Raw genomic sequence first — 13,087 nt, 5'->3', positions numbered from 1 at the left:
CGCAATCGTTAATCTTTTTCGAATTATTATTCAGTATGCGTGATCAACAGGGCGGCCACTATCACCTGTTCAGGTGATAGCGGCGGGATTGGCAGGATGGAAGCTGGTGCGCGGCGTGGCTTATGCCCCGGGGCGCGGGCCCTCCGCGGGCTGGGCAAGGGTCTGTTGCAGGACGCGGGCCGGGGGCGCCAGCGGCGCGCCGCGGCTTTCCAGCCACTGGAATACCAGCCCCAGTACCAGGCTGGTGCGGCTGTTCAACCGATCGCTGCGGTCGCTGACCAGGTAGAGCGACTGGCCGATGGTAAACGGGCGCTCGATTACCGTGGCCAGGCGTCCGCTCTTCAGGTCCTCGCTGACCTCCAGGCGGTCCGCAAGGGCCACCCCCATTCCCAGCCGCGCGGCCTCTATCGCCTGGTAGGCATAGTCCACGGATACGGCATTGGCGAGCGGCGCATACTCGACTCCCTGGGCGGTGAACCAGCCGGGCCACTGCTGCTGGCGATCGTGCAGCAGTGGCAGGGCCAGGAGGTCGCGGGGCCGGGCCAGCTTGCCGGCCCCACCCGCCGCCTGCAGCAACTGGGGGCTCGCCACCGGCAGGTAGTGTTCCTGGTACAGCGGGCACACTTCCCGCCCCGGCGCCTGCGGTTCCCCGAGGCAGATAGCGATGTCCACTTCACTGGCAAGGCGTGTCGCGCGCGGCTCGATGGTGACCAGGCGCAGCCGGATTTCCGGGTAGCGGGCCTGCACCTCGCGCAGAATCCGCATCAGCCAGCGCACCGCAATCGTGGCTGTCGAGGCAATAACCACTTCCCCGCTGAGGCTGTCCGGGTCCAGGTACAGCAGTCCCTTCTCCAGCCGCCCGAAGGCGTCGCTGACCACCCGGTGCAACCGCCGCCCGGCTGCGGTGAGTTCCAGCCGGTTGCCGGTGCGCAGGAACAGCGGCGTGCCGAGCCGGTCCTCGAGATCCCGGATCTGGCGGCTGAGTGCCGGGTGGGAAACATGCAGTTCGTCCGCGGCGCGGCGCATATGGCAGTGGCGCCCCACGGCGTGGAAGCTTCGCAGGGAGGTGAGGGAGAGGTTCCTGAGCGCGGTGGGCATCGGGTTATCCGGAGTTGGACTGTCACTTCTGGTGCCTTAAAGACACCATAACGGCAATTAAAAGTTAATTGTGTCGATAAATGCAAACCATAGACTGGTGTGCACGGCTCCCGCACGCCTCCCTGGACATCCCCGGGCGCCGACAGAATAAGTTTAACGACCGGGATTCCCCCTTATGACCGATAACAGCAAGATCCGCGTGGACGGCCAGCGCCTGTGGGATTCGCTGATGGCAATGGCGGCCATCGGTGCCACAGATAAGGGCGGCTGCAACCGCCAGGCGCTCACCGACCTGGACAAACAGGGCCGCGACCTCTTCGTACAGTGGTGCCGCGACGCCGGCTGCAGCGTCGACATCGACAGCATGGGCAATATCTTCGCCCGCCGGCCCGGCAGCAACCCGGACCTGCCGCCGGTGCTTACCGGCTCTCACCTGGACACCCAGCCTACCGGGGGCAAGTTCGACGGGGTTTACGGCGTGCTGGCGGGACTTGAGGTGATGCGCGCCCTGAACGACGCCGGCATCGAAACCGCGGCGCCGCTGGAAGTGGCGGTGTGGACCAACGAGGAGGGCGCGCGCTTCTCCCCGGCCATGATCGGCTCCGGGGTCTGGAGCGGCAACTTCGAGCAGGACTACGCCTACGCCCGCACCGACAAGGAAGGCAAGGCCTTCGGCGACGAGCTGCAACGTATCGGCTACCGGGGACCCACACCGGCAAGGGCGCGCCCGCTCACCGCCGCCTTCGAGGTGCATATCGAGCAGGGCCCGATCCTCGAGGCCGAGGAAAAGCAGATCGGTGTGCTGTCCGGTGTGCAGGGCATGTACTGGTACGACCTGACCCTCACCGGCCAGCCATGCCACGCGGGACCCAGCCCGATGGAGGGACGCCGCGACCCGTTTATGGCCCTGCACCGCGTGCTCGACCGCCTTTACCGGCTGGCGGAAGAGTTCGCCCCCTGGGCCCGTGTCACTTTCGGCGATATCCGCGCCGAGCCCGGCAGCCGCAACACCGTGCCGGAGAAACTGGTGCTGGCGGTGGACCTGCGCCACCCGGAGCAGGAAGTGCTGGACGAAATCGACCGTCGCTTCCGCGAAATTACTGCGGAGATTGCGGCCGATACCGGTGTAGAGGCCGAAATTCGTGATGAATGGCGCTCTCCGGCGGTGGCCTTCGCGCCACCCTGCGTGGAGGCCGTGCGCGCCGCCGTAGCCGAGCTCGGCTACAGCAACAAGGAAATGGTCTCCGGTGCCGGCCACGACTCCGTCTATGTCTCCCGCGTGGCCCCCACCGGCATGATCTTCGTGCCCTGCGAAAAGGGCCTGTCCCACAACGAGGCCGAGAACGCGGAGCCGGTAGACCTGGAAGCCGGCGCCAACGTACTGCTGCACGCCATGCTGAAGATGGCGAACGACTGAGCAGCGGTAAAAACAAACCCCTTCACCTGAAATGAAGACCCCGGTGTCGGGGTCGCCCTGGAGGGGAATCAAGACCACCGGGCCCCGGTGCCCGAAAGATTTTCAAGAACCCGAGGCAGCAATGACCGAATTCACCTACAAACACCGCAACGACAACGGCAACACTGCGGCCCTGGGTCGCTGGGGCATCGATTCCGAGCACGGCGTGCTCACCGACCTGCTCGTCGGCCCTATCGACCACTACACCTGGCAGACCGGCAACGCCGCCTCGCGCCGCTCGCTGCGCCTGGGACGCCAGTTCGATGCCGCCGTGGCAAAGCGCCAGTACCAGGAGATGCTCGACGCCTACAGACATGCCGGAGTGAACACTCACCTGCTGCCGGCGGATGAGAACCTCCCCTACCAGCTGTACGCCCGCGACTCCTCCGTAATGACCCCCTGGGGCCCGATCGTGACGCAGATGTACAGCCCCTGGCGCCGCGGCGAGTGGGTCGACGTGGTAAAGACTTACGAAAAGCTCGATATCCCCATTTACGACATCATCACCGCCGGCAGTCTCGAGGGTGGCGATTTCATGGTGCTGGAACCGGGCGTGATCCTGTGCGGCTACAGTGGCGAGCGCACTTCACCCCAGGGCTTCCAGCAGATGAAAAACTGGATCGAAAAAGAGGGCTGGGAGGTCAGGGGCTATGAATTCGACCCCTACTTCCTGCATATCGATGTACTGGTGGCGGCATTGGCGGAGAAGCTGGTGGCGGTGTGCGTCGACGCCGTGGAGCCGGAACTGGTGCAGTGGTTCAGGTCGCGCAACTTCGAGATCATCGATATCTCCTACCCGCAGGTGATGGAGCTGGGCGTCAATGTCGTCGCACTGGGCAACGACCGGGTGATGCTGCCGGCCGACAACACCGAGCTGAAGGAAAAGTGTCGCGCCCGCGGCCTGGAAGTGATCGATCCGGATATCTCCATGATCACCGCCGGCGGTGGCGGCGTTCACTGCATGTGCCAGCCGCTGGCGCGCAAGCCGGGATAACAGCGCCCAGGATCCACAACAAAAAAGGCGGCCATTGGCCGCCTTTTTTACTTGTTTTTTCCCTTCCGCTTACTTGCCCTGGGCCCGCATCAGGCCGGACGCCCCGATCCCGCCGGCCGCACAGGCCATGACAATCACCAGCGGCGTCAGCGCCCCCAGGTGCATGGCACCGAAGCCATAACCACGCATGGGCAACAGCAGGAACAGCATGATGCCGGCGGGAATCAGCGACAGGAAAAAGCCCCGCTCCACCCACGACCGCTGCCAGGGCAACAGGAAAATCAACCCGCAGATACCGCCCCAGACAATTCGCTGGTAGAGGTAGGCATTGGACAGGTAGGGGGCGATATCGACACCGACCCAGCGGGTGAATCCGTGGTACCCCATGGCCCACAGCCCCAGGGCGTAGCACAGCCCACCGAATGCACCGGCAGCAAAACAGAAGGAAAGGTTTCTCAGGAATTCGCGCACGTTTTACCTCAAATCAACGTCGTTTATTGTTTTTCCAGACAGCGAAGACGCTAGAGCGCGGCGCGCAGGCGTTGCAACACCGGCTCTACTTCGGGATAGACACCGCGCCAGAGGTAGAAGGACTCCGCCGCCTGCCCCACCAGCATTCCCAGGCCGTCAGCGGACTCCGCGCCCTGATCGGCGGCCCAGCGCATAAAGGCGGTTGGCTCCGCACCATAGACCATGTCGTAGGCGCGGCAACCCGGGGCCAGCACGCTGTCCGCGATCGGTGGCGCCTGGTCACTGAGGCTGGCAGAGCTGGCGTTGATCACCAGGTCGTACTCACCGGGGATATCCTCCAGGCCGCCGCCGCTCAGCGGGCCAATACCGGCAAAGGTCTCGGCCAGCTGCAGGGCCCTGGCCGCGGTGCGGTTGGCAATATGCAGTGCGGCCGGTTTTTCCTGCAACAGTGGCAGCAGCGCGCCCCGCGCCGCGCCGCCGGCCCCCAGCAACAGGATCCGCTGGCCGCGGGGGGTCCAGCCCAGCCGCACCAGGTCGGCCACCAGCCCGGCACCGTCGGTATTGTCCCCGAGGATAGAGCCATCTTCCTCGCGCTTGAGCGTATTGACCGCCCCGGCCGCCTGCGCCCGGGGCGTCAGGGTATCGGCAAAGGCGCAGGCATCGAGCTTGAAGGGTACGGTGACATTGAGGCCGCAACCGCCCCCGGTAAAGAATTCCCGCGCGAAGCGGGCAAAATCGTCCCGCTCCACCAGTTCACGGCCGTAGTCCAACTGCTCACCGGTCTGCTCGGCAAAGGCGCGATGAATCTGCGGTGACCTGGAGTGCGCGATCGGGTTGCCGACCACGGCATATTGATCTGTCATCTGTGTTTCCGTCCGCTGGCAGGTTGGCCGGCGTATCAACGCCGGCGCAGCGCTTCGCGAATCCGGCGGGTTTCATCCACGGCGACCAGGCCATCGATCTTCAGTGTGCCCTCGAAATCACTAACCAGGTAGCGGGTGGTGGCGCTGTAGACTTCCGCGCTGCTGTTGTTTTCCCGGCGCAGCAACACCCAGTTCAGTGACACCTGGGCACTGTTTTCATTCAACTCGGTGATATCGGAGACAGCGCCGACAATCTGGTCGACGCCGAGGCGCCGGTATATCGCCAGCAGCCGCGCCACCAGGACGACAAAGTCGTTCCGGTTCACCGCGGCCTTGCCGCCACGCTCACTGTAATAGTGCAGCGGGAAGCGGTAGAAATCCGCGACCTGCTCGGCATCCCCGCTCTCGAAGGTGCGTCGGTACTCCACAAACAATCGGTTGATGGCCTGTTCGCGCGCCTGGTCCAATGTCCTGTCCCCCTGAGTAAATCGAGCCGCTGTATCAGACCCAGTCACGGGCCGGCAGGAAGTCGGAATACAGCCGCGCCTCGGCAGAACCGGGCTCGGGATGCCAGTCGTACTCCCAGCGCACCAGTGGCGGCAGCGACATAAGGATGGACTCCGTACGGCCACCACTCTGCAGGCCAAACAGCGTCCCCCGGTCGTAGACCAGGTTGAATTCCACATAGCGACCGCGCCGGTAGAGCTGGAAGTCCCGCTCGCGCTCGCCGTAGGCGGTGTCCTTGCGCCGCTGCACAATCGGCAGGTAGGCGTCCAGGTAGCTGTCCCCCACCGCGCGCATCAGGGCGAAGGCGTTGTCGAAGCCGCCGTCGTTGAAGTCGTCGAAAAACAGCCCGCCGACACCCCGGGCCTCATCCCGGTGCCTGAGGTAGAAATAATCGTCGCACCACTGCTTGAAGCGCGGGTAGACCTCCTCCCCGAAAGGCTGGCAGGCTTTCTTTGCCGTCTGGTGCCAGTGCACCACATCCTCTTCCACCCCGTAATAGGGCGTCAGGTCATAGCCGCCGCCGAACCACCAGACCGGCTCGGCACCGGGCTTCTGCGCCACGAACAGGCGCACATTGGCATGGCTGGTGGGCACATGGGGGTTGCGCGGGTGGATCACCAGCGACACGCCCATGGCCTCGAAGGAACGGCCTGCCAGCTCCGGCCGGTTGGCCGTGGCCGAGGGCGGCAGGCCATCGCCGAACACATGGGAGAAATTCACCCCGCCTTTTTCGATCACGCTGCCGCCCTCCAACACACGGGAGCGGCCGCCGCCACCGCCGGGGCGTTCCCAGCTGTCTTCGCGGAAAGTGCTGCCATCCTCGGCCGCCAGGGCCTGGCAGATCTGGTCCTGCAGTTCGAGCAGGTAATTTTTCACCGCCGCGATATCCAGTGCGGTGGAATTTGCATCGCTCATGGTCAGAAGTTCGCTTTCTGGGGAATGGTTCAGCGGCCCGGTCGCAGGACATCGCCGCTGATCAGGTCGCGGATCTCGCTGGGGGTTGCCCGTCCGCCGGTGGCACCGCCGCCGACAAAATCCAGCGCACCGCCGAAGTAACGCAATACCTGGTACTTGTGGCGCGGCGGTTGCGCGCCCCCCGGGTTGGCGGAGGTGGACACGATAGCACCGCCAAACTCCCGGCATAAAGCCGCCGTGAATGGATGCGCTGTGCAGCGCAGGGCCACGGAGTGATGGGCGCCGCTGATCCAGGGAGGCACGCGGCCGAAGTGGGGTACCAGCCAGGTGACAGGCCCGGGCCAGGTGCGGTGTAGCTGCTGCAGCTGGTTGCCGGTGAGGTTGTCCAGCAGGGGGGAGAAATCGTCCTCGTCACCGGAGACCAGGATCAGGCCCTTGGCCAGCGGGCGATTCTTCAGGCGCAGCAGGCGCTCGACCGCGTCCCGGTTATGCGGGTCGCAGGCGAGCCCCCACACCGATTCGGTGGGATGCGCAATCACGCCGCCCGCGGCGAGGACGCGGGCGGCGAAGCGGACATCCAGTGGCGATACCGCCATGATCGGATCCGCTTACTTGGACTTGCGCTGCTCGAGGTTTTTCTGCAGCTGCTCGTCCTTGGCGATGATCGCCTCGGCGTTGGCACGACGCTCATCCACCAGCTTCTGGTGCATCTCCTTGTCGGAGGAGCCGATGATCTGCGCGGCCAGGTAGGCGGCGTTCTTGGCACCGGCCTTGCCGATCGCCACGGTCGCCACCGGGATACCACCGGGCATCTGCACGGTGGACAGCAGGGCGTCCAGGCCGTCCAGGGAAGCATTGATCGGTACACCGATCACCGGCTTCAGGGTAGTAGCGGATACCGCACCGGCCAGGTGGGCGGCCATGCCGGCGGCACAGATAAAGGCCGCACAGCCGCGCTGGTCGGCATCGGTAACGTACTTGTGGGTGTTTTCCGGGGTGCGGTGGGCGGAAGTGACTTTCACTTCAAAGGGAATGTCGAACTTCTCCAGCACGCCAAAGGCGGCTTCCATTACTGGAAGGTCGGAATCAGAACCCATCAGGATGGCGACAAAAGGCTTGCTCATTTCAGCTCTCTCAACACAGTCGATGCGGTAAAGACGCGGCAATCTAGCGGATTGGCCTGCGCAAAACAAGTTCCGCCCCGGGGTCTCGCCTGGGCTGTGGTCACCGCCCCTTGTTTCGGGCCGGCCGCGCGCGGGGGGAGCTTCCAACAATAAAGCGCAAATCGCGGCGGCGTGGGGTGTTTCCGGCGCCACCACACCAAGGATGTGCCGGGTCGGCGCCGCTTTCACTGCCATATCAGTCTGCAGCAGTCAGCTGCGCCTGCAGGTGGGTGGCGCCCCGCGCCGTCAGCTGGAAGCCACCGGGCACCTGCTCCACCAGCCCGGCCAGTTCCATGCGCAGCAGTATCGCCATCAATTCGCCTGCCGCGGCGCCGGTATCGGCCGCCAGTTGCTCCAGGCTGCGCGGGTCCCCGCCCAGCGCTACCACCAGCCGTCCCTCTTCCACCGGCAGCGCCTCGAGGGTGGCCGGCGGTGCCGTCGCCGGTACATGTATCCCCCCCAGCTGGGTAACGATATCCGACGCGGTCTCCACCAGCGCCGCGCCCTGTTTGATCATTTCATGGCAGCCGCGGGCCAGCGGGTTGTGGATGGAACCGGGGATGGCGAATACCTCGCGGTTCTGCTCCAGCGCCAGGCGCGCGGTGATCAGGGAACCCGAGCGGACCGCCGCCTCCACCAACAATACCCCCCGGGCGAGGCCACTGATGATACGGTTGCGGCGCGGGAAGTTGGCGGCCTCGGCGGCGCTGCCGAGCGGCTGCTCACTCAGCACCGCACCGCCGCGATCGATGATTTCTGCGGCCAGCGCATCGTGGCGACGGGGGTAGATCCGGTCGATGCCGCTGCCGAGCACTGCCAGCGTGGCACCGCCGGCATCGAGCGCACCGCGGTGCGCAGCGGCATCCACGCCCAGCGCAAGTCCCGAGGTAATGGCAAAACCCCCCGCGGCCAGTTCCCGGGCAAAGGCGTGGGCATTGTCCAGCCCGGCGCGCGAGGCGCGGCGGGCACCCACCACCGCCACCTGCGGCAGGTGCAGGGCGGCAACATTGCCCTTGAGGTAGAGGACAGGTGGTGGCCGGGAAATCTCCCGCAGCAGGGCCGGGTAGTCCTCGTGGGAGTGTTCCAGGGGTTGTATGCCGCGGTCACGACAGCGCGCCTGCTCCTCCCGCACCCATTGCAGCAGTGCACAGTCACTACCGCGCTGGCGATATTCACGCCATTGCTGGCGCGCCCGCGGGGGGAGCCTGTCGAGCAGTGACTGGGGCAGGGAATCAAGGGCCGCGGCAGCGGAGCCGTAACGGTCCAGCAGTTGCCAGTAACGGGCGGGGCCCAGGCCCTCCAGGCGCAGCAGGGCCATGGTGGGAGTCAGCGCATCCATGCGTCTTCCGGAGTTTTGTCAGGTGGCGCGCCCGTTTGGCTGGGCGGCCAGCGGGACCGGGGCGACCGGCGCCCCGCGATCGATCAGGGGTTGCGGACCAGGTCCAGGACTTCCAGGGCCCGGTCGGCCTCGAGCACCAGGCCCAGGCTCATCTTGTCGAAAGTGCGGAAAACCATCAACAGGCCGGCGCGCTCGTCGGGCAGCTTCACATTTTCGCGCTCGATGCGGTCGCGCACCACGGCACCGCGCTTGTAGATCGCCAGTACGTGGCCCGGCTGCAGGCCCTCGCGCTCGCCCTGGTTGATGGCAACCACGTCGTACTTACCGATCTGGGTGACGCCTTCTTCCACGCCCAGGATCACGCCCTCCACCGGGGTGGCCGGCGCGCCCGGCTGGAACAGTGCGGCAATGGAGCGCTCCTCCACCGGCAGCAGGCGGTCCTCGAGGCGGATCTCGCGGGAAGTGCGGGTCACTTCCATGGTGGCCACGGAGAAATCGCGGCGCTGGTCCGGATCCAGCTGGTAAAGGTCCACATCGCCCACGTCCAGCGCCTGCATCCCCAGGACTTCACCGGTGTAGGGGTCGGTGTAGAGCTCGCCCGGGCGGTAGATACCGTAGGAGGCCAGCGGCGCGCGGAAGTCGCCGCGGGCATAGATGCGCTCGCCGGCACCCATCAGGATCCGCTGGTCCTCACCGGAAATCACGTACGGAGTACCCTCGAAGGCATTGGGCTCGACGATGCGGGTGCGGGACAGGAAGGCGTTGATCGCGTCCAGCGGGATGGCGGGGATGGCCTCGCCCACCGCCTCGCGGCGCACCTGCGGCTCGAGCCGGTCGGCGCCCGGAGACAGGCGGTACGGGCGCGGCCCGCGCTCCAGTTGCAGGCGCGGCTGGCCCTCGACATACACCAGGCGCAGGCGGTCACCGGGGTAGATCAGGTGGGGGTTTTCGACCTGGGGGTTCACCTGCCATATTTCCGGCCAGTACCATGGCTGGGAAAGGAAAGTGCCGGAGATGTCCCAGAGGGTGTCGCCCTTCTGGACCACATACTCGTCCGGGTGGTCCGGATTGAGGCGCACGTCGGCCGCCTGGATGCCGAACGCGGCGGCCAGCAGGAGGCCGGCGGCCAGAATAATTTTTTTCATGGAAGCATTCCTATGCTCTTTATCGCTATAATTCTCAGCGCCGGGCCACAGCCGAGGTGGCGGGAGCATTGTTAACAGCATCCGGCAGGCACGGCCTGCAGCAGCTCCTTGCGGCAAATATCGAGCGCGATCATTATGTTATCAGCGCAAGTTCCATGTTTACTAGAAGTTTGTCACAGGTGATATGGCCAAGCTCGAGATCCTAGAATTCCCCGATCCCCGCCTCCGTCAGGTCGCCAAGCCCGTCGAAACCGTTACCGACGAGCTGCGCACCCTGCTGGACGACATGTTCGAAACCATGTACGAGGCCCCCGGGGTGGGCCTGGCCGCCACCCAGGTAAATGTGCACCAGCGCATCGTGGTGATGGATGTATCCGAAGACCAGAGCGAGCCGCTGGTCTTTATCAACCCCGAAGTGGAAGTGCTGGACCCGGAGATCCACCAGTACGACGAGGGCTGCCTGTCGGTGCCCGGCTTCTATGAGACGGTGGAGCGGCCGCGCCGCGTGCGCGTGAAGGCCCTGGACCGCGACGGCGAGGCCTTCGCCATGGAGGCCGAGGGCCTGCTGGCGGTGTGTATCCAGCACGAGCTGGACCACCTGGACGGCAAGCTGTTCGTTGACTACATCTCGCCCCTGAAGCGCAACCGCATCCGCTCCAAGCTGGAAAAAGCCCAGCGCAAGCGCGCCTGACCGGCTGCCTCACAGTCACAGTGCCGGCGCCCGTGCTCCGGCGCACGCCTCCAGCCAGCGGCTCGCTACACTATTGGCAATTGCCGCTGGCCAACCCGATTCCCGCCATTCCAGAACATTGATGTTATGAGCCTGAAGATTGTTTTTGCCGGCACTCCGGACTTTGCCGCCGTGCACCTGCAGGCGCTGCTCGACAGCGAGCACAGCGTAGTCGCCGCCTACACCCAGCCCGACCGCCCCGCGGGGCGCGGCAAGAAGCTGCTCGCCAGCCCGGTCAAACAGCTGGCGCAGAGCCACGAAATCCCCGTCTACCAGCCCCTGAGCCTGCGCGATGCAACCGCCCAGGCGGAACTGGCGGCGCTCGGTGCCGATGTAATGGTGGTGGTGGCCTACGGCCTGATCCTGCCGCAGGTGGTGCTGGATACACCGCGCCTGGGCTGTGTCAACGTACATGCATCCCTGCTGCCGCGCTGGCGCGGCGCGGCGCCGATCCAGCGCGCCATTGAGGCCGGTGACCCGGAAAGCGGCGTCGCCATCATGCAGATGGAGGCCGGCCTGGATACCGGCCCCGTGCTGGTGGAAAGCCGCTGCCCGGTTACCGCGGTGGATACCGGCGGCAGCCTGCACGACAAGCTCGCCGAAATCGGTGGCCCGGCCCTGCTCGAGGCGCTGGCACAGCTGGCGGACGGCACGGCACGGCCCCGGCCCCAGGACGACAGCCAGGCCAACTACGCCGCCAAGATCAGCAAGGAAGAGGCGCGTATCGACTGGCAGCGCCCGGCGGCGGAAATCGAGCGCCAGATCCGCGCCTTCAACCCGTTCCCGGTGTGCTGGACCACCTATTCCGATGCCCGCGGCGAACAGCGGCTGCGGATCTACCGCGCCCAGCTGGAGCGGGGCTGCCACAGTGATGCGCCGGGCACTATCCTCGGCGCCGATGACGAGGGCATCCTGGTGGCCTGCGGCCGCGAGGCGCTGCGCCTGCAATTACTGCAACTGCCGGGCAAGAAGGCACTGGCCGCGGAGGAAATCCTCCGGGGCTACCCGGACCTCTTTACACCGGGCCAGCGGCTCGGCGGAGTCACAGACAATGACCACTGATACCCGCGCCGCGGCGGCCGGGGTGGTCGCCACCCTGCTCGAGGGCCAGGGCTCCCTGGCGCGCCTGTTGCCACGGGCCGAGCAATCCGTGGCGGAGCGCGATCGCAGCCTGCTGCGCGAACTCTGTTACGGCTGTGCCCGCACTGCCCCGCGACTGCAACTGCTGGCGGACAAGCTGGTGCGCCGTGTCCCGGGCGACACACGCGTGCAGGCACTGCTGCTGCTTGGCCTGTACCAGCTGGAGTACACCCGCATCCCCGATCACGCCGCAATTTCTGCCACCGTGGAGGCGGCGCGCGCGCTCAAGCTGGAGCGCTCCACCGGGCTGATCAACGGCGTGCTGCGCAATGCCCAGCGCAACCGCGAGCAGTTGCAGCGCAAGCTGTCCGGCAACCCGCAATTCAGTTCCATGCACCCGGCCTGGTTGCAGCGGCGCATCAAGGCCGCCTGGGACGTCCGTGCGGCAGAAATCTTCCGCGCCAACAATACCGCCCCGCCCATGATCCTGCGCGTCAATACGGCCCGGGTCTCCCGCGAGGCCTACCTGGAGCAGCTGGCCGGCGCCGGCATCGCCGCCCGCGCCACCGCCGTTTCACCGGTGGGCGTGGTGCTGGAGGAGGCGCAGGCGGTGAGCGACCTGCCGGGCTTCGCCGATGGGGATGTCAGCGTGCAGGATGAATCGGCCCAGCTGGCGGCGCTGCTGCTGGCGCCGGCCGCGGGTGAGCGGGTACTGGATGCCTGCGCCGCCCCCGGTGGCAAGAGCTGTCACCTGCTGGAACTGCAGCCCACTATCCAGCTGGCATGCCTGGACATCGATGAAGAGCGACTCGACCGCGTGGCGGAGAACCTCGAGCGCATGGGTGCCAGCGCCGAGCTGCTGTGTGCCGACGCCGCGGAGACCCGCGACTGGTGGGATGGCGAGCCCTACGACCGCATCCTGCTGGACGCCCCCTGCTCTGCCACCGGCGTGATCCGCCGCAACCCGGACATCAAGCTGGTGCGGCGCGAAGAGGATATTGACGCCCTGGCGGAACTGCAGGCGCGCATTCTGCGGGCCCAGTGGCAACTGCTGCGCCCCGGTGGCAGCCTGCTGTACGCCACCTGCTCGATCCTGCCGGAGGAAAACAGCGCGGTAGTCGCCCGCTTCATTGCGGAGACAGGGGATGCGAGCGACAATACACCACAGATGCTTGGCGGGGTGCCATGGGGCGAGCCGCAGGCAGCGGGGATGCAGGTCTTTCCCGACGCCGGTGGTGGCGACGGATTTTTCTATGCCCTCCTCCGCAAGGCCCCGCAGTGATACCCGCGGCATAACCGGCGCGGGGCCGGACAATAACAGTCAGG

The 13,087-nt window shown here is 66.1% G+C and carries 14 protein-coding genes; 5 read left to right on the top strand and 9 right to left on the bottom strand.

Features of this window, described 5'->3' with window-relative positions; genetic code table 11:
* Positions 1-120: 120 nt before the first annotated feature.
* On the bottom strand, positions 121-1,098 hold the full coding sequence (locus LVE68_RS10935) for a LysR substrate-binding domain-containing protein (RefSeq protein WP_232940378.1): 978 nt from the start codon (positions 1,096-1,098) through the stop codon (positions 121-123).
* Positions 1,099-1,273: 175 nt separating this feature from the next.
* On the opposite strand from LVE68_RS10935, the gene LVE68_RS10930 reads away from it, so the two are divergent.
* Entirely contained in the window at positions 1,274-2,515 is a 1,242-nt protein-coding gene (locus tag LVE68_RS10930) for a Zn-dependent hydrolase (protein ID WP_232940377.1), read from the top strand.
* A 121-nt stretch (positions 2,516-2,636) separates the two neighbouring features.
* Positions 2,637-3,548 (top strand): dimethylarginine dimethylaminohydrolase family protein, encoded by a 912-nt coding sequence (locus LVE68_RS10925; protein WP_232940376.1) that lies wholly within the window; start codon positions 2,637-2,639, stop codon positions 3,546-3,548.
* A 69-nt stretch (positions 3,549-3,617) separates the two neighbouring features.
* Here the strand turns inward: LVE68_RS10925 and LVE68_RS10920 are convergent, their stop codons facing one another.
* The 8 genes from LVE68_RS10920 to LVE68_RS10885 form a co-directional block, all read right to left on the bottom strand.
* A complete protein-coding gene (locus LVE68_RS10920; RefSeq protein WP_232940375.1) occupies positions 3,618-4,019 on the bottom strand; it encodes a hypothetical protein in 402 nt (133 codons plus the stop codon).
* Between the two features lie 50 nt (positions 4,020-4,069).
* Positions 4,070-4,882: a shikimate dehydrogenase gene (gene aroE / locus LVE68_RS10915; protein WP_232940374.1), complete on the bottom strand. Its 813-nt coding sequence runs from the start codon at positions 4,880-4,882 to the stop codon at positions 4,070-4,072.
* 35 nt (positions 4,883-4,917) lie between these two features.
* Positions 4,918-5,349: a hypothetical protein gene (locus LVE68_RS10910; protein ID WP_232940373.1), complete on the bottom strand. Its 432-nt coding sequence runs from the start codon at positions 5,347-5,349 to the stop codon at positions 4,918-4,920.
* Between the two features lie 34 nt (positions 5,350-5,383).
* The gene (hemF, locus tag LVE68_RS10905) at positions 5,384-6,304 is read right to left on the bottom strand and encodes an oxygen-dependent coproporphyrinogen oxidase (protein WP_232940372.1); all 921 of its coding nucleotides are present in this window, start codon (positions 6,302-6,304) and stop codon (positions 5,384-5,386) included.
* Between the two features lie 29 nt (positions 6,305-6,333).
* On the bottom strand, positions 6,334-6,900 hold the full coding sequence (locus LVE68_RS10900; protein ID WP_232940371.1) for an L-threonylcarbamoyladenylate synthase: 567 nt from the start codon (positions 6,898-6,900) through the stop codon (positions 6,334-6,336).
* A 12-nt stretch (positions 6,901-6,912) separates the two neighbouring features.
* Positions 6,913-7,428, bottom strand: coding sequence for a 5-(carboxyamino)imidazole ribonucleotide mutase (gene purE, locus LVE68_RS10895; RefSeq protein WP_232940370.1), 516 nt, complete (start codon positions 7,426-7,428; stop codon positions 6,913-6,915).
* Positions 7,429-7,663: 235 nt separating this feature from the next.
* Positions 7,664-8,806, bottom strand: a complete 1,143-nt coding sequence (gene dprA / locus LVE68_RS10890) for a DNA-processing protein DprA (protein ID WP_232940369.1) — start codon at positions 8,804-8,806, stop codon at positions 7,664-7,666.
* Positions 8,807-8,889: 83 nt separating this feature from the next.
* Positions 8,890-9,951, bottom strand: coding sequence for a LysM peptidoglycan-binding domain-containing protein (locus tag LVE68_RS10885; protein WP_232940368.1), 1,062 nt, complete (start codon positions 9,949-9,951; stop codon positions 8,890-8,892).
* 184 nt (positions 9,952-10,135) lie between these two features.
* Between LVE68_RS10885 and def the strand changes: the two genes are divergently transcribed.
* The 3 genes from def to rsmB all read left to right on the top strand — a co-directional run bounded on the left by def (position 10,136) and on the right by rsmB (position 13,043).
* A complete protein-coding gene (def, locus tag LVE68_RS10880; protein WP_232940367.1) occupies positions 10,136-10,642 on the top strand; it encodes a peptide deformylase in 507 nt (168 codons plus the stop codon).
* Between the two features lie 126 nt (positions 10,643-10,768).
* On the top strand, positions 10,769-11,743 hold the full coding sequence (gene fmt, locus LVE68_RS10875; RefSeq protein WP_232940366.1) for a methionyl-tRNA formyltransferase: 975 nt from the start codon (positions 10,769-10,771) through the stop codon (positions 11,741-11,743).
* Complete coding sequence (gene rsmB / locus LVE68_RS10870) at positions 11,733-13,043, top strand: 16S rRNA (cytosine(967)-C(5))-methyltransferase RsmB (RefSeq protein ID WP_232940365.1); 1,311 nt, start codon at positions 11,733-11,735, stop codon at positions 13,041-13,043. Before fmt ends, rsmB begins: the two co-directional genes overlap by 11 nt.
* Positions 13,044-13,087: the final 44 nt, after the last annotated feature.

The sequence above is a fragment of the Microbulbifer sp. YPW16 genome (assembly GCF_021290385.1).
GTDB classification, from domain to species: domain Bacteria; phylum Pseudomonadota; class Gammaproteobacteria; order Pseudomonadales; family Cellvibrionaceae; genus Microbulbifer; species Microbulbifer zhoushanensis.
The sequence above is the reverse complement of the archived record's forward strand: the minus strand, read 5'-3'. Positions and strand labels throughout refer to the sequence as shown.